The sequence below is a fragment of the Bradyrhizobium sp. genome (assembly GCF_035570375.1).
In the GTDB taxonomy this organism is placed as follows: Bacteria; Pseudomonadota; Alphaproteobacteria; order Rhizobiales; family Xanthobacteraceae; genus Bradyrhizobium.
The window spans coordinates 25665-47046 of record NZ_DATMLW010000017.1; the positions used below are offsets into that span (position 1 = coordinate 25665).

20 protein-coding genes are annotated in these 21382 nt (G+C 61.4%); 13 read left to right on the forward strand and 7 right to left on the reverse strand.

Annotation, left to right across the window (positions count from 1 at the left end; translation table 11 throughout):
• Positions 1-6 precede the first annotated feature (6 nt).
• From ccoO to ccoS, 6 genes are read left to right on the forward strand one after another with little or no spacing between them, the layout of a single operon-like run.
• Positions 7-741, forward strand: a complete 735-nt coding sequence (gene ccoO / locus VNX23_RS01790; protein WP_325627363.1) for a cytochrome-c oxidase, cbb3-type subunit II — start codon at positions 7-9, stop codon at positions 739-741.
• 12 nt (positions 742-753) lie between these two features.
• Positions 754-918 (forward strand): cbb3-type cytochrome c oxidase subunit 3, encoded by a 165-nt coding sequence (locus VNX23_RS01795; protein WP_325627365.1) that lies wholly within the window; start codon positions 754-756, stop codon positions 916-918.
• A gap of 7 nt (positions 919-925) precedes the next feature.
• On the forward strand, positions 926-1798 hold the full coding sequence (gene ccoP / locus VNX23_RS01800; protein WP_325627367.1) for a cytochrome-c oxidase, cbb3-type subunit III: 873 nt from the start codon (positions 926-928) through the stop codon (positions 1796-1798).
• 59 nt (positions 1799-1857) lie between these two features.
• Entirely contained in the window at positions 1858-2355 is a 498-nt protein-coding gene (locus VNX23_RS01805; RefSeq protein WP_325627369.1) for a FixH family protein, read from the forward strand.
• Between the two features lie 12 nt (positions 2356-2367).
• Positions 2368-4566, forward strand: coding sequence for a cation-translocating P-type ATPase (locus VNX23_RS01810; RefSeq protein ID WP_325627371.1), 2199 nt, complete (start codon positions 2368-2370; stop codon positions 4564-4566).
• On the forward strand, positions 4557-4730 hold the full coding sequence (gene ccoS, locus VNX23_RS01815) for a cbb3-type cytochrome oxidase assembly protein CcoS (RefSeq protein ID WP_325627373.1): 174 nt from the start codon (positions 4557-4559) through the stop codon (positions 4728-4730). Before VNX23_RS01810 ends, ccoS begins: the two co-directional genes overlap by 10 nt.
• Positions 4731-4825: 95 nt before the next feature.
• Here ccoS and glgA read toward each other — a convergent pair whose 3' ends face one another.
• A complete protein-coding gene (gene glgA, locus VNX23_RS01820; RefSeq protein WP_325627375.1) occupies positions 4826-6241 on the reverse strand; it encodes a glycogen synthase GlgA in 1416 nt (471 codons plus the stop codon).
• Positions 6242-6463: 222 nt separating this feature from the next.
• Here glgA and VNX23_RS01825 point away from each other — a divergent pair, with 222 nt between their 5' ends.
• From VNX23_RS01825 to VNX23_RS01835, 3 genes are all read left to right on the forward strand, one after another.
• Positions 6464-7669 carry a CoA transferase gene (locus tag VNX23_RS01825; RefSeq protein WP_325627377.1) on the forward strand — a complete coding sequence of 402 codons (1206 nt, stop codon included), beginning with the start codon at positions 6464-6466 and terminating at the stop codon, positions 7667-7669.
• Positions 7670-7732: 63 nt separating this feature from the next.
• Positions 7733-8797, forward strand: a complete 1065-nt coding sequence (locus VNX23_RS01830) for an alcohol dehydrogenase (protein WP_325627379.1) — start codon at positions 7733-7735, stop codon at positions 8795-8797.
• Between the two features lie 173 nt (positions 8798-8970).
• Positions 8971-10050 (forward strand): isocitrate/isopropylmalate dehydrogenase family protein, encoded by a 1080-nt coding sequence (locus VNX23_RS01835; RefSeq protein ID WP_325627381.1) that lies wholly within the window; start codon positions 8971-8973, stop codon positions 10048-10050.
• A gap of 302 nt (positions 10051-10352) precedes the next feature.
• Here the strand turns inward: VNX23_RS01835 and VNX23_RS01840 are convergent, their stop codons facing one another.
• The 4 genes from VNX23_RS01840 to VNX23_RS01855 form a co-directional block, all read right to left on the reverse strand.
• On the reverse strand, positions 10353-10847 hold the full coding sequence (locus tag VNX23_RS01840; protein WP_325627383.1) for a hypothetical protein: 495 nt from the start codon (positions 10845-10847) through the stop codon (positions 10353-10355).
• Positions 10848-11066: 219 nt separating this feature from the next.
• Positions 11067-11888 carry an enoyl-CoA hydratase gene (locus VNX23_RS01845; RefSeq protein ID WP_325627385.1) on the reverse strand — a complete coding sequence of 274 codons (822 nt, stop codon included), beginning with the start codon at positions 11886-11888 and terminating at the stop codon, positions 11067-11069.
• Positions 11889-12137: 249 nt separating this feature from the next.
• Complete coding sequence (locus VNX23_RS01850) at positions 12138-14090, reverse strand: PAS domain S-box protein (RefSeq protein WP_325627387.1); 1953 nt, start codon at positions 14088-14090, stop codon at positions 12138-12140.
• 87 nt (positions 14091-14177) lie between these two features.
• Positions 14178-15479, reverse strand: a complete 1302-nt coding sequence (locus tag VNX23_RS01855; RefSeq protein ID WP_325627389.1) for a L,D-transpeptidase family protein — start codon at positions 15477-15479, stop codon at positions 14178-14180.
• Between the two features lie 379 nt (positions 15480-15858).
• Here VNX23_RS01855 and VNX23_RS01860 point away from each other — a divergent pair, with 379 nt between their 5' ends.
• Complete coding sequence (locus VNX23_RS01860; RefSeq protein ID WP_325627391.1) at positions 15859-16767, forward strand: FAD-dependent oxidoreductase; 909 nt, start codon at positions 15859-15861, stop codon at positions 16765-16767.
• Between the two features lie 25 nt (positions 16768-16792).
• Entirely contained in the window at positions 16793-17551 is a 759-nt protein-coding gene (locus VNX23_RS01865) for an FAD-dependent monooxygenase (protein ID WP_325627438.1), read from the forward strand.
• A gap of 62 nt (positions 17552-17613) precedes the next feature.
• Here the strand turns inward: VNX23_RS01865 and VNX23_RS01870 are convergent, their stop codons facing one another.
• Positions 17614-18009 (reverse strand): helix-turn-helix transcriptional regulator, encoded by a 396-nt coding sequence (locus VNX23_RS01870; RefSeq protein ID WP_325627393.1) that lies wholly within the window; start codon positions 18007-18009, stop codon positions 17614-17616.
• Between the two features lie 722 nt (positions 18010-18731).
• Here VNX23_RS01870 and VNX23_RS01875 point away from each other — a divergent pair.
• Positions 18732-19007 (forward strand): hypothetical protein, encoded by a 276-nt coding sequence (locus VNX23_RS01875; RefSeq protein WP_325627395.1) that lies wholly within the window; start codon positions 18732-18734, stop codon positions 19005-19007.
• A gap of 212 nt (positions 19008-19219) precedes the next feature.
• Positions 19220-19954 carry a cytochrome c biogenesis CcdA family protein gene (locus VNX23_RS01880; RefSeq protein WP_325627397.1) on the forward strand — a complete coding sequence of 245 codons (735 nt, stop codon included), beginning with the start codon at positions 19220-19222 and terminating at the stop codon, positions 19952-19954.
• Positions 19955-20045: 91 nt separating this feature from the next.
• On the opposite strand, the gene VNX23_RS01885 is transcribed toward VNX23_RS01880, so the two are convergent.
• A complete protein-coding gene (locus tag VNX23_RS01885; RefSeq protein ID WP_325627399.1) occupies positions 20046-21320 on the reverse strand; it encodes a serine hydrolase domain-containing protein in 1275 nt (424 codons plus the stop codon).
• Positions 21321-21382 lie beyond the last annotated feature (62 nt).

Here is a 21382-nt window from a genome sequence, read left to right on the forward strand (position 1 = left end):
TGACAAATGACATTCTGGGCCCGGCATCAAATTTTCGAAAAGAATTCGATCATCCTTGTCGTCGGAATTCTTGCAGTGGTCGCAATCGGCGGCCTCGTCGAAATCGTCCCGCTGTTCTATCTCAAGAGCACGATCGAGGTGGTCGACGGCGTCAGGCCCTATACGCCGCTGGAACTCGCGGGGCGAAATATCTACGTCCGCGAGGGATGCTATCTGTGTCACTCGCAGATGATCCGGTCCTTGCGCGACGAGGTGGAACGTTACGGCCACTTCTCGCTCGCCGCCGAAAGCATGTACGACCATCCTTTCCAATGGGGATCCAAGCGAACGGGGCCGGATCTTGCGCGCGTCGGCGCCAAATATTCGGATCAATGGCACGTCACGCATCTGATGGATCCGCGGTCGATCGTTCCGCAATCGGTGATGCCCGGATATTCCTTTTTGGCCGAAGCTGAAGTCGATGCCTCGACCATCGAGGCTCACCTGAAGACCAACCGGATGGTCGGCGTGCCGTACACGGATGATCAGATCGCCAATGCGGAGGCCGATCTGAGGGCGCAAGCCGATCCGGACGACGCCGGCGTCGACGCCTTTGCCAAGCGCTATCCGAAGGCGGTGGTGCGCAATTTCGACGGCAAGGCCGGCCCTCCTACCGAAATGGACGCGCTGGTCGCTTATTTGCAGATGCTAGGCACGCTGGTCGACTTCAAGCTCTACAACGAAAAAGCCAATCTTCGCTGAGAAGGCAGAACGATGCGCGCAATGCTGACGGTTGAGAATTTGGTCTCGGAATTTGTGACGGTGTTCTGGACCCCGATCTTTGTCGGGATATTCCTGGCAATCCTGATTTATGCGCTTTTGCCCCGCAACCAGTCGGCGTTCGACGAGGCGTCGAAGATACCGTTGCGCGAGGAGTGACAGAGCCATGGCAGAGCAGGGCGATATCGATCACGTCTCGGGCAAGACCACCACGGGCCACGAGTGGGATGGGATCAAGGAACTCAACACGCCGCTGCCGCGCTGGTGGCTCCTGACTTTCTATGCCACCATCATCTGGTCCATCGGATACTGGATCGTGTATCCGGCCTGGCCGCTGTTGTCGAACTACACCACCGGTGTGTTGCACTGGTCCTCCCGCGGTGCCGTTGCAGTCGAACTCGCCAATCTTGAGAAGATACGTGGTGAGAAAATGGCCGTGCTTGGTTCGGCTTCTCTGGCCGATATCGAGAAGGATCCGGCCTTACTTGCCATGGCGCGGGCCCGCGGCAGGACGGTGTTCGGGGACAATTGTGCGCCCTGCCATGGCAGCGGCGCGGCCGGCGCCAAGGGATATCCCAACCTGAACGATGACGACTGGCTCTGGGGCGGTACGCTCGACCAGATCATGCAGACTATTCAGTACGGCATTCGCTCAGGCAATCCGAAGACTCACGAGAGCGCCATGCTTGCCTTCGGCAAGGAGGGGGTGCTCAAGCCCGAACAGATCGTCACGGTCGCCAATTACGTTCGCTCGCTATCGGGCCTGCCGACCGCACCGGGATACGATGCAGCCCAAGGCAAGAAAATCTTCGCAGACAACTGCGTATCGTGCCACGGCGACAAGGGCCAGGGCAATCAGGAGCTCGGCGCGCCGAATCTCTCCGACAAGATCTGGCTCTATGGTTCCGACGAGGCGACCATCATCGAAACGATCACCAATGGCCGCTCCGGCGTGATGCCTGCGTGGGTCGACCGGCTCGATCCCTCCACGATCAAGGCCTTGGCGGTTTATGTGCACTCGCTCGGCGGAGGAAAGTGACCGAGGTCGCTTCGGGGATCGACAGCTTGCCTCGCCATGAGATTTTCGAGGAGTACCGCATGAGCGCGCCGCGTGCTACGAGACCGTTGACCGGACGTTTTGTGCTTTTGACGCTGCTTTCGTTTTTCGGCGTGGTGTTTGCCGTGAACTTCGTGATGATGAAGCTGGCGATCGACACCTTGCCTGGCACCGAAGTTGACAGCTCCTACAGCGCGAGCCTTGGCTTTGGCAAGGAGATTGCTGCCGCTCGCGATCAGAACGCGCGAAACTGGCGGGTTGACGCGCATATCCAACGCGGCGCGGAAGGCGACACGACGTTGCGGGTCGAGGCCCACGACAGCCGCGGCGCGCCGATTTCCGGCTTGAGGTTTCAGGGGCGGCTCGAGCGGCCAACCGACCGACGGGCCGATCGGCCGCTGGAGTTCGCCGAGGTCGGGATCGGCATCTATCGCGGCACCGCAACACTCGTCGCCGCAGGCCAATGGGATCTGGTGATCGAAGGCGACGCCGCCGGAAAGCGGATGTTCCTGTCAAAGAACCGCGTGTTGCTGAACTAGAAGGACCGCATCGTGCAGGTGACGCGGGATTTTTCGCATTACGTCAAAGATATCGGCTCAGGCCTCCAGCACATCGATCTGGCCGTCGAAGGCGTCCATTGCGCTGGCTGCATGTCAAAAATCGAACGCGGGCTTTCGGCAATTCCTGACGTCACGCTCGCACGCGTGAATCTCACCGACCGCCGTGTCGCGCTGGAATGGAAGCAGGGCGCGCTCGATCCATCCAGGTTTATCGACCGCCTGGCCGAGCTCGGCTACAAGGCTTATCCGTTTGAGACTGCCGGTGCAGAGGCTGCCGAGAACGAGCAGTCGCGTTTTCTGTTACGCTGCCTAGGTGTCGCGGCGTTCGCCACGATGAACGTGATGATGCTTTCTGTTCCGGTGTGGTCAGGCAATGTCAGCGACATGCTGCCGGAACAGCGCGACTTCTTTCACTGGATGTCGGCGCTGATCGCGTTGCCGGCGGCTGCCTATGCGGGCCAACCCTTTTTCCGATCGGCGTATCGGGCGTTGCGCACGCGCAGCGTCAATATGGACGTCCCAATCAGCATCGGAGTCTTGCTTGCGCTCGGCATGTCGCTGGTCGAGACCGCCAATCATGCCGAGCACGCCTATTTCGATGCGGCGATCATGCTGCTGACGTTTCTCCTGGTCGGCCGCTATCTCGATCAGAGCATGCGGCGGCGAACCCGGGCGGTCGCCGGAAATCTGGCCGCGCTTAAAGCCGAGACGGCCACCAAGTTTGTCGGCTCTAGCGAGATCGCCGAAGTGCCGGTAGCGGCGATCGACCCCGGCGACGTCGTTCTTTTGCGGCCGGGCGAGCGTTGCGCAGTCGATGGCGTCGTGATCGACGGGCGCTCCGAGATCGACCAAAGCCTGATTACGGGCGAGACGACCCATGCGAATGCAAAGGCTGGCACCGCGGTCTACGCCGGCTCGCTCAACATCTCCGGCACTTTGCGCATTCGCGTCTCCGCTGCTTCGGAAAGCACGCTGCTTTCAGAGATCACGCGCCTGCTCGACAACGCGCTGCAGGCGCGCTCGCGCTATGTCCGCCTCGCGGACCGCGCGTCCCGCCTGTATGCGCCGGTCGTGCACGCAACTGCGCTGCTCACTGTGCTCGGCTGGGTGCTCGTGGGCGCGAGTTGGCACGACGCCATCGTCACGGGCGTAGCCGTACTTATTATTACATGCCCTTGCGCGCTCGGGCTTGCGATCCCGACCGTGCAGACGGTCGCCTCGGGCGCGATGTTCAAGGCCGGTGTCCTGCTCAATTCCGGCGACGCCATCGAACGTGTGGCCGATGTCGACCGTATCATCTTTGACAAGACGGGGACTCTGACCTTGCCCGACCTCGAAGTTGTCAACGCGGCCGATGTCCCTGAGTTTGTGCTGGGACTCGCCGGGCAATTGGCGCTTTCGAGCCGTCATCCGGTCGCGGCGGCAGTCGCTCGTACTGCAAACGCAAAAACGCCGATCGTGGGCGCGGTCGAAGAGCCCGGGCAGGGAGTGCGGGCGACGGTCGGCGGCCTGGAGGCTCGGCTTGGGCGTCCCTCGTTCTGCCGGGCAGAAGAAATTGTTGCCGAATGCGCGCGTCTTGATCCGGAAGCATCGTTTGTTGCATTTCGCTTCGGCGAGGAGCGGTACGTATTTTCCGTTCGCCAAGCGCTTCGCCCCGATGCCCACACGATCACTGCCGGCCTGAAGCAGCGGCACATCGCGCTTGAAATTCTCTCCGGCGACCGCGAGGGGCCGGTCCGGGCCGCCGCGCGCGCGCTTGGGATCGAAACGTGGCGGGTGGCGGTGACGCCGGCTGACAAAATCGCACGCATCGAGGAACTCAAGCATAGCGGTTACAAGGTGATGATGGTCGGCGACGGACTGAACGATGCGCCATCGCTCGCCGCCGCGCACGTTTCGATGTCGCCGATCAGCGCGGCGCATCTGAGCCAGGCGACCGCCGATCTGGTCTTTCTTGGCAAGCCATTGGCGCCGGTGATTGTGGCCATCGACTTCGCCCGCAAGGCGCTGCAGCTGATGCGACAAAATCTCTGGCTTGCCGTCCTCTACAATATTCTGGCGGTTCCGATTGCCATCAGCGGGGTGGTGACGCCGCTGATCGCAGCCGCGGCGATGTCCGGCTCCTCGATCCTTGTCATGTTGAACGCGCTGCGCGCCCGGCAAGTGGAAGGGGGAACGTCATGGAAGTGATGGTCATCCTGGTGCCGCTGGCGCTCGGTCTTGGGTTTGTCGGCCTGCTCGCATTTCTCTGGTCGCTGAAGAGCGGACAGTATGACGATCTCGAAGGCGCGGCGTGGCGCGCCATAGCCGATGACGAAGGGGAACCGGAGAAGCCGGCCGAAAGCGGTAGCTAGCGCATGATCCGGAAAAGTGTGCAGCGGTTTTCCGAAAAGATCATGGGCAACCAACAAACTAACGCGATGGCGAGTCGACCTAAAGCCATTACGCTTTAGGTCAGCACGGTCTTGCGATAGAGCGCCCCGTACGAGGCGGCGGAGATATCCCAACTGAAGGATCGCGCCATCGCGCTGCGCCGCATGGCATTCAGGCGGTCCTTCAACGTGAACGTCGAGAACGCTCGACGGATGCCGCCGAGGAACGACTCGGTGGATGGTCGGGCGAACAGAAATCCGGTTTCTCCGTCGGTGATGGTTTCAGCCAGTCCGCCGGTTTGATGACCAATCGGCAGCGATCCGAACCTCTGCGCATACATCTGGCTCAGTCCGCACGGTTCGAAGCGTGAAGGCATCAGCGTGAAATCGCTTCCGGCAAAAATCCGCCGGGCATGACCATCGTGGAATCCGATCGTGACGCCGATCGCGTCCGGCCTGCGGCGATGTGCGTCGACCAGCGCCTGCTCGATGCGGGGCTCACCGGTGCCGATCACGACAATCTGTCCTCCGGCATCAATGATCTCGTCCGCGGCCGACAGCACGAGGTCGATGCCCTTCTGGTGAACGAGGCGGGCGACCAGGCCGAAGATCGGACCACGCGAGACCGCCAGTCCGAATTGCTGGCGGACATATTCGGAGTTGGCGCGCTTGCCTTCCCAGTCGCCGGGGGCAAAGGGTTGTGCAAGCTGCGCGCAGACGCGCGGGTCCCAGCTTTCGTCGATGCCGTTGAGAATTCCGGTCAGTTGCTGCGCCTCTGAGCGCTGCCGCAACAGACCTTCGAGCCCGCAGCCGAGTTCGGGCGTGGTGATCTCCCGGGCATAGGTCTCGCTGACGGTGGTCAGGTGGGAAGCGTAGATGAGGCCGCCCTTGAGGAAAGAGAGTTTGTCATAGAATTCGAGGCCGCCGATATGGAAGGACTCCTCGGGGGCGCCGATCCGGCCCAGCGTTTCTTTCGCGAACAGCCCCTGATAGGCGAGGTTATGGATGGTCAGGATGCTCGGGATCTTGACCTCGCGCCAGGCGAGGTAGGCTGGCACCAGCGCCGCCTGCCAGTCATTGGCATGAACCAGATCGGCTGCCCAATTCTTGTCCAGCCTGCCTTCCGCGAGTTGGGCAGCCGCGGAGGCCAGCCGGCCGAAGCGGATATCATTGTCGGGCCAGTCGCGGCCCGTCTCGTCGCCGTAGGGATTGCCCGGCCGGTCGTATAGCTGCGGGCACAACAGCACGTAAACGGGCAAGCCGTCCCTGGTCGATCCCAGCCCGAGCGAGCAGGCCGGCATCTCCGCAAGCGCCGGAGAATGGCCGACAATTTCCAGATGGGTGAATTGTTCGACGACGTCGCCGTAGCCTGGAAGCATGATCCTGACGTCGGCCCAGCGACGGAGCGCCCGGGGAAGCGCCGCCGAGACGGCCGCCAGTCCGCCCACCCGGACGAAGTCGTCCATTTCCGTGGTGACGAAGAGGACTTTCAAAAAAAGCACCCTCTCAAAAGCGACCGAAGTAACTCCAGTGATGCAAGAACGGTTCCAGTTTTTTCTTCAATCAGATAAAGGGCATGCCCATGATGCCGCTCGAGCCGGCCGCCCTGGCCTCGGGCGGATGATGCCAGAATTCGGCGCCCTAGTGTCCCGGTTCTGACATTCGTATCCTGTCGAGCATGGTTCGGTTACGCAGGCTATGGGGAGTTCAGCACGATGACAATAACGGCTGCGGGTGAGGGCAATACGACCGGGAGCTTTCACGGGCTTCGTGTCCTTGATTTTTCGACCACCATTGCCGGTCCGCATTGCGCGCGGATGCTAAGCGATATGGGAGCGGAGGTCATCAAAATCGAGTCCGCCGAAGGAGAAACCATGCGGGCTCGCCCGCCGGTCCGCAATGGCTGCAGCAGCCTCTACGGTCAGCTCAACGCCGGCAAGAAAAGTCTCGTCCTCGACCTGAAAGCGCCGGAGGCGATCGAAGTCATCCGCCGGCTTGTCACGACCACAGACATCGTCGTTGAGAATTTCCGACCCGGCGTGATGCGAAGGTTGAAGCTCGACTACGCCTGCTTGCAGCCGCTTAATCCGAAATTGATCTATTGCTCGATTTCCGGATACGGCCAGACCGGGCCGTCGGCGGAGTTGCCGGCCTATGCGCCGGTCATCCACGCGGCTTCCGGTTACGACATGGCTCATCTGTCGTACCAGCCCGGTCGAAGCCGGCCCGACTATTGCGGCATCTATCACGCCGACGTGCTGACCGGCGTCTACGCGTTCGGCGCCATCTCGGCGGCGTTGTATCAGCGCCAGATCAGCGGAACAGGCCAGCACATCGATGTGTCGATGCTGGAATCGATGCTCAGCCTGACGCCAAACGAAGTCCAGGGCGCGCAGTTTGAGGTGAAACCGCCGAGCCGCCCGATGTTCGGTCCGCTCCAGACGGCGGACGGATATGTGATGGTGACTATCGCCAGCGAAAAGACGTTCCAATGCCTGATGCGCGCATCTGGCCGTCCCGGATGGATCGACGATCCGCGTTTTGCGAAATATGCCGACCGCCGCGATCACTGGACCGAGTTGATGGATGGCGTGGAAACCTGGTCGCGCACGATAACGACCGAAAAATGTCTCACCGAATTGAATGCCCACGGCGTTCCCTGCTCGGCCTATCGCACGGTTGCCGAAGCGCTGCGCGATCCGCAGCTCGCTCATCGCGGCGCGCTCGCCGAGGTGGAGGATGCGGGCGGCACATTCAGGGTCGTGAACCTTCCGTTCAGAATGTCCGGAACCAGGGTCGCCGCCGGCACGCGCGCAGCCGCGCTGGGCGAACATACGCTCGCGCTGCTTCGCGAGAGCGGTCTCTCCGAGGATCGCATAGCGGCGATGGCCGGAAAATCGCCGCAGGCGGAACGCTGTTGAACGGCACAGCCGCAAAGCGTATTTCAATAGCATCGGTAAAATAATGAAGAACGGGAGAGAACGATGAGGAGTTTCCAGGTCGCCGATTTCAATGCCCCCTTGAAGGAAGTGGAGCAGCCGACGCCACAGCCTTCGGGAACGCAGGTTCTGATCAAGGTGAAGGCGGCGGGCGTCTGTCACAGCGATCTTCACATCTGGGAGGGCGGCTACGATCTTGGTCACGGACGAAAGCCGCTTTCTCTGAAGGATCGCGGCGTGTCGCTGCCGCGAACGATGGGACACGAAACTGTCGGCGAGATCCTTGCGTTCGGACCCGACGCGAAGGCCGACACTGGCGGTCTCAAGGTCGGCGACGTTGCGCTGGTGTATCCCTGGCTCGGCTGCGGCAAATGCGAAACCTGTCTTGCGGGCGACGAAAATATGTGCCTCAAGCCGGCTTCGCTCGGCGTCTATTGCGACGGCGGCTATGCCGATCACATGGTCGTGCCGCATCCAAAATATCTTTTGGACCTGAAAGGCCTCGATCCCGTGACCACCGCGCCGTATGCGTGCTCGGGCGTCACCACTTACAGCGCGCTCAAGAAAGTGGAGTTCGCCTTCAACTCGCCGATCGTCATTTTCGGCGCCGGTGGGCTCGGGCTGATGGCGCTGTCGTTGCTCAAAGCGCTGGGAGGAAAGGGCGCCATCATCGTCGACATCGACCCGCGCAAGCGAGAGGCGGCGGAGAAGGTGGGGGCGCTGGCGTCCGTCGATGGCAACGCGCCCGACGCGCTTGAACAATTGGCGAAGAAGGCCGGTGGACCGATCCGCGCCGTGATCGATCTGGTCGGCAACGCCAAGACGACGCAACTCGGATTCGATTGCCTGACCAAGGGCGGCAAGCTCGTCATCGTCGGCCTGTTCGGCGGCGGCGCGCCGTGGGCGTTGCCGCTCATTCCCATCAAGGCGATCACGATCCAGGGCAGCTATGTCGGCAATCTCCGGGAAACCCGGGAACTGCTCGATCTCGTGCGCGCCAGGAAAATCCCGCCGATCCCGGTGACGCCGATGCCGCTCACCAAGGCCAACGAGGCGCTGGTCGATTTGCAGAAAGGCAGACTGGTCGGCCGCGCGGTCCTCACGCCGTAGGACGCCTCTTTCCGTCATTGCGAGCCAACGGGTCGCGCGAATGCGCGCCCGATGACAGGCTCCGCGAAGCAATCCACAAGGCCACAAAGGAACAATGGATTGCTTCGTCGCTTCGCTCCTCGCAATGACGATGTTTTGCTGTCACTTCTATGCCCTACCCAAAGGAAATCCGCATGTCAGCCCACAACGCGCTCCACATTGCCGTGCTTCCGGGCGACGGCATCGGCCCCGAGGTCATGGCGCCGGCGCTTGAAGTCCTGCGCAAGATCGAACAGACCACGGATCTGAAATTCCGCTTCACCGAGGCGCCGGCCGGCGCCAACCATTATCTTGAAACCGGCAAATCAATGCCGGACTCGACGGTGCGACTGTGCGAGGAGGCCGACGCCATCCTGCTCGGCGCCTGCGGGCTGCCGTCGGTGCGCTATCCCGACAACACCGAGATTATGCCGCAGGTGGAACTGCGCTTCCATTTCGACCTTTATGCCGGCGTGCGTCCGGCGCGGCTGATCCCCGGCGTGCCGAGCCCGATCGTCGGCGCCGACCAGCGCGGCATCGACCTGGTCGTGATCCGCGAGTCCACCGAAGGCCTTTTCGCCTCGATGGGCAAGGGCGTTGTCACCGATGAGGACGCGCGCGAGACACTGGTGATCACAAGAAAGACTTCGGAACGCCTGTTCGAGTTTTCCTTCCGGCTTGCCGAACGGCGCAAGGCGCGCGGCCGGCCGGGCGGCCTGACCTGCGTCGACAAGGCCAACGTGTTCAAGGCCTTCGCCTTCTTTCGCGAGATGTTCGATGAGGCGGCCAAACGCCATCCGCAAGTGAAGGCCGACCGCCTCTATGTCGACGCCTGTTCGGCGATGCTGGTCAAGCGGCCCTGGGATTTCGACGTCATGGTGATGGAGAACATGTTCGGCGATATCCTCTCCGACATGACGGCCGGCCTGATCGGCGGCATGGGGATGGCGCCCTCGGCAGATGTCGGCGACCGCTACGCGGTGTTTCAACCGTGTCACGGCACCGCGCCTGACATCATGGGGCAGGGCAAGGCCAACCCGACCGGAATGATTCTCTCGGCTGCGATGATGCTGGACTGGCTCGCCGACAAGCACGGCCTTCAGTCGGCGGCTGAAGCAGGCGAGCGCATCGAGCGCGCGGTCGACAAGGCCTATGCCGGCGGCATCAAGCCGATGGAGTTCGGCGGCCGCAACGGCACTTCCGACATCGGCAACGCCGTGCTGACGACACTGTAGTCCGGAGCCAAGGCAGCCAGCCAGAGGGATTGAGGAACCGCGGCTGGCGATCCCCGCGAAGCGTCGGGAGGGTGGCCGGCTGAAGGCCGGTCGGGTGGGAGCCCGAAAACTTACGCCCTCGAAGCACGGATGCGTGGGCTCGCCCACCAGAAGATTTGAGGCCTGAGTGAGCCGAGAACTTGTTGGCGTGAAGCCGACCTTCGTTACTTCTGAAGCGATGCGCTATCGGGGGTGAACGAACATCGAGTCGGCCGGGAATGGACCTCCGGCTTTGGCCCTTCCTTGAGTGACAGAGCCAGTTCTCAAAGTGGCGTGCGATCAGACGAACATTTGAAGAAGCGAGTGCTAACGGGTCCTTCTGCGATTTCGATAAGCATCGGGTCAACGATCTTTAAATGGAACTGCCGGTTCTTGAACCAGGGTAACCAACTGCCACGCTTGCCAAGCGATTCCGTGATCCGAAAACCACCATCCTTTACGCTATTGACAGATCTGATTGCCAGCTCCGCCGGACGACCTCCTCGCACCACAAATCTCTGGCCGTCCGAGAAAATCATCACCGTCGGAAAAGACCCGCCAAAAAGTGCGTCAACCCCGATTGTTTTGAGTGTCGAACACGCTCCTGCTCTGGACTGAGGAAATTGATGATCCATCGCGACCCAGACACCGCTGACCGGATAAGTTTGCGCGCAGGCCGCAAAGGAAGATAGCGAACCAACAATTAAAACCGAGGTTCGCATTGCAGCTCGAAGGTAGGACCGGCTGCAGCCGAGCGGCAAGTGAAACGGCTTGGTCATAGGGTGCTCCTTGACCGACTGCCGGCGTTGGCCATCTTGAAGCTACCAAAGAAACCTGGTCCTTTGTATGCTAATTCGCAGGCATTCGATGTGAATTGGCTCACATCAGTCGAATGATCCATGGACATCGCGACCGGTTGCCCTGATCGGAACTAAAGTAGGAATGCCTTCGTCGGTGCCGGCAATTGATCGGCAGACGACCCGAACTCGAAGCGAAGATCATCTGCCCTTGAAGTGCGGCTTGCGCTTTTCCATGAAAGCGCGCCTGCCTTCACGAAAATCCTCCGAATCCATGCAAGCCGTGCCGATGGCCTTGATCGCCTTCATGTCGCGCTGGTCAGGGTCCTTCAACGCCTGCGCGATCGTGATCTTGGCGGCTTGTATGGCAAGTGGTGCATTGCCGGAGATGGTGCGGGCGATCTCGAAGGTTGCGTTCCACACCTGCCCATCCGCCACCACCCGATCGACGAGGCCAATCCTTTCCGCTTCCGCGGAGTCGATCCGCATGCCCGTGTACAAAAGCAGCCTTGCCCATGACGGCCCGACCAGCGACACCAGATGCTTGAGGCCGTCATAGCTGTAGGCGATGCCGAGTTTTGCCGCGGGAATGCCGAACTGGCTGTTGGCCGCCGCGATGCGGATATCGGTCAGCATCGCGACCTGCATGCCGCCGCCAAGGCAAAAGCCGCGAATGCAGGCAATCGTCGGCTTCGGGTAATTTGCGAGCAGCGCACGTTGGGCATCGCTGCGTCTCGAATATTCTTCCGAGGCTTGCGCGTTGTGGCGATTCTTCTCGAACTGGCTGATATCGGCGCCCGACATGAACGCCTTGTCGCCGGCCCCGGTCAGGATCACGACACGCACCTCGGGGTTATCGCGCAACTCGGTCAACGCCTGTCCAAGCCCTTCCCACATGTCGAGCGACATTGCGTTGCGCTTTTCGGGGTTGTTGAAGGTGACGACGCCGACCCCTTCGGTCATGCTTTTGAGGATTTTGCCTTCGGCGAAAGACTTCTCATTGTCTCTGGGGATGTCGAGCATGGCTTCAAAGGCTTTCGAGCGCGGAACCCTGATGGGGTCAGCAATGAAGCATTGCCCGGGTTTTTCAGCAATGGCCATGGAAAGGGCCAAGGAAGGGGCGAAGCGAAGGGCCAGGGGCGGGACCAAAGGCGGGCATCGTCATCGGGCGATGACGAAACCGGTCCACGATTTTCGCGCGAGGCGTTCACGCCCGCCATGACGCTCAAATCCCGGCACTGGCCGGGAGAGCGGCTCGGTTGGTGGGGGCGCTTACGCAGACATTTGAATTTGCCTTCGCGCCATGGTCCGGGCGATGGCGTCGGCGAGATCCCCCTGTCGGAAGGGCTTGGCCAGCCGGGGAATCCCCTGGCCTTCTCCTGGCTGCAATTCAGCGTAGCCGGTGACCAGTATGACCGGCAAATCCGGCCTCTCCGCACGGATTTTCGAGACAAGCTCGGAGCCGGTCATGCCCGGCATCGCCTGGTCGGTGATGACGAGATCGATGTGTCCTTCGCGACGCAAGATTTCAAGTGCGCGCGATCCGGACGATGCGCTGTAGACGCTGTGGCCGAGCTCCTCCAGAAGCGAGGACGTATTGAGCGCGACAAGCGGATCGTCATCCACGGTGAGGATCGTGAGCGTCCTGCCCAGCGAGATTGACGCCTGCGGCGCGATCTCTTTCTGGGCCGGGGACGTATCGCCCTGCGCGACGCGCAAATAGAGTTCAGCGGTCGTGCCGACACCCGGCTTGCTCTTGAGGACGAGTTTCCCGCCCGATTGCTGCACCGTGCCGTGAACCATCGGAAGCCCGAGGCCCGTGCCTTTGCCGATCCCCTTGGTGGTAAAGAACGGCTCGAGCGCGCGCTTGAGCGTGGCTTGATCCATCCCAGTGCCGGTATCGGTCACCGTCACGCAGATGTAATGCCCTGGCCTCAATCCCGGCTCGTTGGTCACCTTCCGCTCCGTTGCGCCCAGGACGATGGCGCCTCCCTTCGCCATGGCGTCCCGCGCATTCATCGCGAGGTTGAGCAGCGCGAGTTCGAGCTGGTGCGGGTCGGCTAAAGCCTTCGGAAGCTGTTCGGGGAAATGCGTGTCGATTTGTATCGATGGACCAAGCGAGCTTTGCAGGAGCTCGGTCATCCCCTGCACGAGTTCCGGCACGTCGAGTGCCACGAGCTTGAGCTCCTGGCGCCGCGCAAACGCCAGCATTCGCTGCGTCAGGGCGGCGCCGCGCTGCGCACCCTGCACCGCGTTCTCAAGAAGCTGCGCGATCTTGGGGTCGTTCTTGGGAAGTCTCCTTTGCAAAAGCTCAAGGCTGCCCTGAATGGCCATCAGGAGATTGTTGAAATCGTGCGCGATCCCGCCGGTGAGATGTCCGATCGCTTCCATCTTCTGCGCCTGGACCAGCGCCTCGCGCGTCTCTTCCAGCGCGCGCTGGGCGGCCCTGCGCTCGGTGATGTCGCGGGTGATCTTGGCAAAGCCGTAAAGCGAACCGTCGTCATTGCGAAGGGTGTCGATGACGACGTGAGCAAAGAATTTTGTTCCGTCCTTGCGGAGGCGCCAGCCCTCCTTTTCATAGCGGCCTTCCCGTGTCGCTGTTTCAAGCGCCCGTTGCGGCAGGCCGGCTTTGCGGTCCTCCTCGGTATAAAAGGTCGAGAAATGCTTGCCGATGATCTCCCCCGGCGCGTACCCCTTGATCCGCTGTGCGCCCGTATTCCAGCTCGAGACGTGGCCTTCGGGACTGAGCTGGAAGATCGCGTAATCGGTGACGCCCTGCACAAGCAGCCGGAATTGTTCCTGACTGGCGCGCAACGCGGTCTCGGCCAGCATGCGTTCGGTGAGATCGCGCGTGACCTTGGCGAAGCCGATCAGGTTGCCTGAATTGTCCCGGATCGGATCGATGACGACGTAGGCCCAGAACCTGGTTCCGTCCCTGCGGACCCGCCATCCCTCGTTCTCGAACTTTCCCTCGCGCTCGGCGGTTTGAAGCGCGCGCTGCGGCAGGCCCGCTTTCCGGTCTTCGTCGGTATAGAATTTAGAGAAGGATTCGCCGAGGATCTCGGCCTCTTCGTACCCCTTGAACCGCCTCGCCCCCGGATTCCAGCTGGTGATGATGCCGTTCGGATCGAGCATGTAAATGGCGTAATCGGTCACCGCATCGACCAGCATGCGATAGCGGCCATCACTCGTCGCAGCGGCCTCGAAACGCTCCTTACGCTCCACGCACTTCCCCTCGGGTGTTGGCCTTGAAGCCGGGTTAACCCCTCAAAACGCCCACAAAGCGCGAAAGTTCCGGAAAATGAACCGGTATTACTGGGCCATATGTGCGGTCAGCGGGTGATTGGCCGCCTGACCGAAAAAGGCCGCTTCCTCGGCGGTCGCCTCAAGAAGCTGCTCGTCTTGATCGTAGATATCGTTGCGAAACTGAACGGTCTGGTCCCTGGTCATCCATGCGGTCAGGTAGATCCAGGCCACCGGAACCTTTTTCGGCAAGACGATATCCTGGCGCTCGCCGGTGGCGATTGTGGCATCGATCGCGGCACGGTTCCATTTCGGCAACTCGGGTTGCAACAACCAGGCCGCAAGATCGCGGACGTTGTCGACGCGGGTGCAGCCATGGGAGTCGAAACGGTAGTCGTCGCTGAACAAATTCCGCTGATTGGTGTCGTGCATGTAGACCGAGTACGGATTGGGCATGTCGATCTTCAGCGCGCCGAGCGCGTTCCAGGTGCCGTTCTGCTGACGCACGGTAAAGTTCGGCGTGCGCATGCCGGACCAATCGACCGCGCCGGGGTCGATTGGATTGTCGTGCGCATCGAGCACTTCCATGTGCATGCGCGAGAGGTAGCTCGCGTCCTTGCGCATATGCGCCGATATTTCGCTTCTGGCGATCGACGAGGGCACAGTCCAGGTCGGGTTGAGATTAACGCTGGTGATTTCAGCGGTCAGCGTCGGCGATGGCTTCTCGGTTTTGCCGACGATCACGCGGTAGCGCCGCGCGACGACATCGTTCTCGACCGCCTCTGCGAAAGCGGCCGGAATGTTCACCACCACGTAACGCGGCCCGAACTGGAAATTCATGTTCTGGATGCGTTCGAGCGAGGCCTCCAACTGCCTGATCCGCTTATGGACGGTAACATTGAGCGCGGCCAATGTCCGCGGGGTCACCGTGGCCGTGGCGGCCAGGCCATGGCGGACCTGAAAGCGCCTGACGGCCTCGGCGACCACCTCGTCGAACGGTCCAAATGTCCTGTCGGCCGCCAGATCGTCGCTTGAGATCAGACGCTGGCGCAAAAGATCATCATGCGGGCCGGCCACGCCGATCGCGAATTTGGCGTCGGCGGCGATCAGCGGCCAGCCGCCACGGACCGCGATGTCGGAATAGCTCAGCGCCGCCTCCCTGATCCGTTGTGCCGTGCCTTCGTCGAAGGTCGGTTCGCGCGACAGCGCCAGCGCGGCAGCCGAGCGCGATTCCGGCGTGGATGCGGCGATGGCCGACTTGCCGGGCGTCGCTCGCGCCGGGTCGGCCGCGCCGGGGTGGCCTGCGTTCTGGGCGAAGGCGGGGGCGGTCGCGAGCAGGAGGGTAGCGACAAGGATAGTCGTTGTTCGCATAAGTAAAATCCCCGGGGATGCGCGAGGTGCGGAAGTTAAATCAGAGGTTTGACTCAGTGGTGAAAACTGAAGGACAGGAGAGGACTTGGTTCAAGAAACCGACTTTTGAAATTAACCTGGCGGAGCGGATTTGACATCAGCTACTTTTCCCGCTGCAAGCCTTGCAAAGCGACAGTCAAATCGAAAATGCGGCCCTTGCATGGCCGCAATACTCCAGCCTTGCGTTCTTGGCCTTGGATATGTCGCCGCGGGCACTAATGTGGTTTGCAAACGACAAGGGCCGGGATCGATAAAGAGCAAAAAGGCCTAAGGGGACCCATGCTGTTGGACTGGCGGGAGGCGATCGCTGTCGTTTGCGGGATTCGGGCGCCGAACCCGAATGAGCGATACATGGCGCGCCGACCAAGACCCGATTCCGGTTCTCGTCATGGCTGAGATGGATCATGGCGAAGTGCTGATCGTTGGCGCCGGGCCCGTCGGGCTCACGCTGGCGATCGATCTGGCGTGGCGGGGAATTAACGTCACGGTGATCGAGAAGCGGGCTGCGGCAGAACCTCCCGAGCCGAAATGCAACCATGTCGCGGCGCGAAGCATGGAAATCTTCCGGCGGCTCGGGCTGGCGGAGAAGGTCCGCAACGCTGGACTGCCTGCGGATTATCCGCACGACATCAGTTACCGCACCACGTTCACCGGGTGCGAATTGACGCGCATTCCCATTCCCTGCCGCCGCGACCGTTTCACGAGCAAGCACGGTCCGGATTGCAACTGGCCGACGCCGGAGCCGCCGCATCGCATCAACCAGATTTTCCTCGAGCCCATCCTGTTCGAGCATGCCGCGGCACAGGCGCGCATCCACATCGTCAACCGCGCGCTCGTCGAAGACGTCAGCATTGACGACGATTCGGTAAGTGTCGTTGTGCGGGACCTTGAAACAGGCTCGGCCAGGCGGGCAAGCTACCGTTATCTCATCGGTTGCGACGGCGCGCGATCCGTCGTCCGCAAGGCGATTGGCGCCGAGCTTGTCGGAGACGCGATCGTGCAGCGCGTGCAGTCGACCTATATCCGCGCGCCCGACCTCATTCGCCGCCAGAACTGCGAGCGCGCCTGGGGCACCGGCGTTATCAACCCGCGCCGTGCCGGGATGGTCTACGCCATCGACGGACGCGAACGATGGCTGATCCACAATTATATGAGCCCGGGCGAGATCGACTTCGAGAAAGTCGATCGCGACGCCTGTATTCGGACCATCCTCGGCGTCGGCGCCGATTTCGAATACGACATCATCTAAAGAGGACTGGTACGGGCGCCGGCTGATCGCAAGCCGCTTTCGCGACCGCTGTGCTTTCCTCGCGGGCGACGCCGCGCATATCTGGGTGCCGTACGCCGGCTACGGCATGAATGCCGGGATCGCGGATGCGACCAACCTGTCGTGGCTGCTTGCCGCCCATCTCAACGGCTGGGCGCCGGCTTCGATTCTCGATGCCTACGAGGCCGAGCGAGGGCCGATCACCGATCAGGTGTCGCGGTTTGCGATGTCGCACGCGGAAGCCGAGATTCGCCGCCGTGGCGCCGTGCCCGAGGAGATCGAGGAGGAAAGCGTGAGAGGCGAACATGCGCGGCAAACGACCGGGCGTCTGACCTACGAGATCAACGTCCAGCAATATGCCTGCGCGGGTCTTAATTTCGGCACCTATTATGATCGTTCGCCGATCATTGCCCATGACGGCGGGAACCATCCCTCCTATACGATGAGCAACTATACACCCTCGACCGTCCCGGGTTGCCGGGTGCCGCATCTGTGGTGCGCCGATGGCCGATCGCTCTACGATGCGATGGGACCGGAATTCACGCTGCTCCGTTTCGATTCCACGACGCAGGTGGCCGCGCTCGAGCTTGCAGCCCGCGAGCGCGGCGTGCCGCTCAAGGTGCTCGACCTCGAGCGTCCGGAAGCGGCCTGTTTCCGGGATGCACTGCTTCTCTCGCGGCCGGACCAGCACGTGGCCTGGCGCGGCGACCGATTGCCGGCCGATCCGCTCGCGTTGATCGACCGCGTTCGCGGCGCCTGTCGCTGATCAAGCTCAAAGCCGAAGCGTCGGTCCCAATCAGGCAGAACCGACCTCTTCGGGTGCCGACTTCAGCCTTCGTTCGCCGCGATCGATTCCATCAAGGACACCAGCTGACGTTGAACGGTCTGATCCTTGATCTTGCTGTAGGCGCGTAGCAATCTCAGGCTGAATGCGCTGTCGAGAAACAGCAGGCTTTCCACCTCGCGGGCCTTGCCGTCGCCGTCGTAAAAGAACGTGACGGGCACATTGAGCGCGGTTGCAATTTGCTGAAGCCGGGCGGCACCAACGCGGTTGACGCCCTTCTCGTATTTCTGGACCTGCTGAAAACTGACGCCGAGTTGCTCGCCCAGCTCTGCCTGCGAGATCTTCTGCTCGACACGCCGCAGCCGGATTCGCTTGCCGAGCTCGATGTCCGACTTGCCGGCACTCCGCTGCTTCATCTTCTTTGCTATCGATTTGTTCATACTGCTTTTACCGTCCTTGGCTAGAAACGGCCGAATATACGGGGTTAGCAATTCAACCCCTATAAACGGCTCGAGATTGATTTTTGATCGATGAATTCGTTCTTAAACTCCAACAATTTACGGGTATTGCTGCTTTTCGCAAGCGGCCGGTGAACCACCTGTACCGGCCGCCATCGCGTGAATGAATAACGGCCGCAATTCGACCTAAAGGTAAGATATTCCGGCATTCCATGTCACCGTGAGCAACCGAAAGCAACTTAAAATCTTCGTCCTGAAAACCCCCCGCGCAGCCGACTCGCCCATCAGCTTTGGCAGGTTATTAATCATACTACAACCACCGCGGTCAGGCAGGGACTTTTTGACGCGTTGGGTCGCGGGTCAAGAAAAAGGGGTTAGCAACGCCCTCGCCGGGCTGCTGGGCCCGCCTCGAGCCGCCCGAGCGCAGGGCCGCCTGATCGAGGGCATTTTCGCAAGGTCATCGCCGCCGGACCGGCGCCTTTTTAGCGTCCCCGACGAGTCGCAATCCGAAATCGGCATGTCGCGGGCTTCGGCCGCGTGGTGATGCCGCAACCAGCGTGTTGATGCAGGCCGGATTCGTGAGTCACGAATCTGTGTAGCGCCTCTGTCGCGAAACTTTCGGATTTTTTGAGGATCAGAGGGGTTTATGATGGCGGTCGGTTGGATCGCTTTCATTTCGTCCGGCAAGCTCGGGAAACGCGCTGGTGGCCAATTCAGAAGAAAGACTGCACGCGGTTTTGGCAACCCTTGAAAAATGCCAGGCAGCCCTTGTCGTCGGCGGTGACCGGGATACGGCCCAATTGCTGTCGGTGGCCATTCTCGAGCTTCGGATCAAGCTCAATCAAATTGACGATTCCGAGTTGAAGGCGCTCTGCGATGCCATGCTGCGCGAAGCGGAGCGCGCCGAACAGCCGGCTCTTCAGAAATCGCATGAGGCTCCGCGCGGGCGTTCTCCGGTCACGTTGAAGCTCGTCAAGTAGCAACGTCGGTGCCGCGTGATCGTGATGGGACGCCGAACGCCGGCCGAAGGGTTTTGCCACGCTTTCACCTGTCGTTCTGCCTTTGCCGTTCTCCTTAGAGTTCCGCCGGCACCGCGGTCATTCTCATTGCGCATTCTCCTGCATCCGCTACATGAGGGCATGCCGCGCCGCCGGAGGCCGGACAGCCCGGCAAACCTTGAAGCCATGATTGCATGATTCACGACGTCTCGATTCCCGCCGCACTGATCGCCGGCGTTGTCAGCTTTCTCTCGCCCTGCGTGCTGCCATTGGTACCGCCCTATCTGGTCTACCTGACCGGGGCGACCATCGAGCACGTCGCCAACGACGAGACCGTGTCGTCCTCTCGGCGCGCCGTGATGACCTCGGCGGTGATGTTCGTGCTCGGCTTTTCCACCGTGTTCGTGGCGCTCGGCGCCAGCGCCTCGTTGGTCGGAAGCCTGATCCGCGCGTGGTCGGCCGAGCTCTCGATCATCGCCGGCATCGTCATCATCGTGATGGGACTGCATTTCCTCGGGCTGACGCGGATAGGGTTGTTGATGCGCGAAGGACGACTGCCGATTCCTAGGCCCGTCGGACTGTGGGGAGCCTATGTGATGGGGCTCGCCTTTGCTTTCGGCTGGACGCCCTGTATCGGCCCGATCCTGGCCGCGATCCTCTCGGTCGCGGCGGCCGAGGCCACGGTCGAAAAAGGCGCAGGACTGCTGGCGGTCTATTCCGCCGGGCTCGGCATTCCCTTTCTGATCGCAGCGTTGATGGTGGAGCAGTTCTCGTCGCTGTTTGCGCGAATGAAAGGACACCTTGCCCGGGTCGAGCATGCGATGGGCGTGCTGCTCGTGATCACGGGAATCGGCTTTCTCACCGGCAGCGTCTCGGCCGTCAGCATCTGGCTGCTCGAGACGTTCCCAGGCCTGCAGAACTTCGGCTGATGCGCCGCCTCGCACCGCGAGTGTGGCTTAGGATTTGACATTCCTGTAACGCACTCGCGGCGAGACTGCCAGGAACGTCAAATCCGCCGCACTAGAGATTGCTGTCGGTAATGGCGGCGTAGATCATGGTGCGCAGTTCGCGGCGGATCGGATAGGCGGTGGATGGCAGTACCTGGGTCATGAAGATCGCGACCAACTCTTCCGCGGCATCGATCCAGAACGACGTCGTCGCCGCGCCTCCCCACGCATATTCGCCGGCGCTGCCGGGAATGAGCGTTAGCGCGGGATCCAGCGTCACCGAAAATCCAAGCCCGAAGCCGATGCCGTGATAGGTTGCCTCCGAGAACAGTGACCGCGACATTTCCGGCAAAGTTCGTCCGCCAGGCAGATGGTTGGATGTCATCAGGGCGAGCGTCTTCGGGCCGACCAGCCTGACGGCTGAAAGTTCGCCGCCGTTGAGGAGCGCGCGGCAGAAAGTGAGATAGTCGGCTGCGGTCGAGCAAAGGCCACCGCCGCCGGAGATGAACGACGGTGGGGAGAGGAAAGGGCTCGTGGCCGGGTCATCCTGAAGCGTAAGGCCGCCCTTGCGTTCGCTGGCGTGAAACGTCATGGCGCCTTGCGGGCTTGCCGAATAGCAGGCGGCGAAGCGATGGGCCTTGCCGGCGGGCACGAAGAAGTCGGTGTCCTTCATTTCCAGCGGTTCGAAGATGCGTTCTTTGAGGAATTGCTCGAACGGCTTGCCGCTGATCATGCCGATGAGATAGCCGATCACATCCGTCGAGACGGAATAGTTCCAGGCCTCGCCGGGCGAAAATTCCAGCGGAATTTTTGCCAACTCCTCGATCATCGATTGCAGCGTTCCCGCCTTTTCGACCTCGCCGATCTTCATTTCACGATAGGCCGCATCCACGTTCGAGCGCTGCTGAAAGCCGTAAGTGAGGCCCGAGGTGTGGCGCAGAAGATCCACGATCAGCATCGGGCGCGACGGCGGCCTGGTCAGGAATGCGGGCGCGATGCCGGCCTGGAAGACGCCGAGATTCTTCCACTCCGGAATATATCTATGGACAGGCTCGTCGAGCGCGACACGACCCTCCTCGACCAGCATCATGAATGCGATGCTGGTGATCGGCTTGGTCATCGAATAGATTCGGAAAATCGTGTCGTCCTTCATCGCCGCCTTGCGCTCGAGGTCGGCAAAGCCCTGCACCGCGCTGTGCACGAGCTTGCCGCGGCGATAGACGACAAGCTGGGTTCCCGGAAAGCGGCCGGCATCGATATAGCGGCTCTTCAAATGATCCTCGATGCGATCGAAGGCGGCTCTCGACATGCCGGCGGATTCGGGTGAGGCGAGGGTGAGGGCTGACATGCAGTTCTCCGGAAAACAGGCGTTTGGCAGTTTGATAGCCGAAAAGGCCTCAACCTTCCAAT

Bases quoted from the DNA above. Each gene is read 5' to 3' on its own strand.
- VNX23_RS01880 (WP_325627397.1), top strand. From the start codon at position 19,220: ATGATTCACGACGTCTCGATTCCCGCCGCACTGATCGCCGGCGTTGTC.
- VNX23_RS01870 (WP_325627393.1), bottom strand. From the start codon at position 18,009: ATGAACAAATCGATAGCAAAGAAGATGAAGCAGCGGAGTGCCGGCAAG.
- ccoP (WP_325627367.1), top strand. From the start codon at position 926: ATGGCAGAGCAGGGCGATATCGATCACGTCTCGGGCAAGACCACCACG.
- VNX23_RS01860 (WP_325627391.1), top strand. From the start codon at position 15,859: ATGAGCGATACATGGCGCGCCGACCAAGACCCGATTCCGGTTCTCGTC.
- VNX23_RS01805 (WP_325627369.1), top strand. From the start codon at position 1,858: ATGAGCGCGCCGCGTGCTACGAGACCGTTGACCGGACGTTTTGTGCTT.
- VNX23_RS01795 (WP_325627365.1), top strand. From the start codon at position 754: ATGCGCGCAATGCTGACGGTTGAGAATTTGGTCTCGGAATTTGTGACG.
- VNX23_RS01845 (WP_325627385.1), bottom strand. From the start codon at position 11,888: ATGCTCGACATCCCCAGAGACAATGAGAAGTCTTTCGCCGAAGGCAAA.
- VNX23_RS01840 (WP_325627383.1), bottom strand. From the start codon at position 10,847: ATGACCAAGCCGTTTCACTTGCCGCTCGGCTGCAGCCGGTCCTACCTT.
- VNX23_RS01825 (WP_325627377.1), top strand. From the start codon at position 6,464: ATGACAATAACGGCTGCGGGTGAGGGCAATACGACCGGGAGCTTTCAC.
- VNX23_RS01835 (WP_325627381.1), top strand. From the start codon at position 8,971: ATGTCAGCCCACAACGCGCTCCACATTGCCGTGCTTCCGGGCGACGGC.
- VNX23_RS01885 (WP_325627399.1), bottom strand. From the start codon at position 21,320: ATGTCAGCCCTCACCCTCGCCTCACCCGAATCCGCCGGCATGTCGAGA.
- VNX23_RS01830 (WP_325627379.1), top strand. From the start codon at position 7,733: ATGAGGAGTTTCCAGGTCGCCGATTTCAATGCCCCCTTGAAGGAAGTG.
- ccoO (WP_325627363.1), top strand. From the start codon at position 7: ATGACATTCTGGGCCCGGCATCAAATTTTCGAAAAGAATTCGATCATC.
- VNX23_RS01855 (WP_325627389.1), bottom strand. From the start codon at position 15,479: ATGCGAACAACGACTATCCTTGTCGCTACCCTCCTGCTCGCGACCGCC.
- ccoS (WP_325627373.1), top strand. From the start codon at position 4,557: ATGGAAGTGATGGTCATCCTGGTGCCGCTGGCGCTCGGTCTTGGGTTT.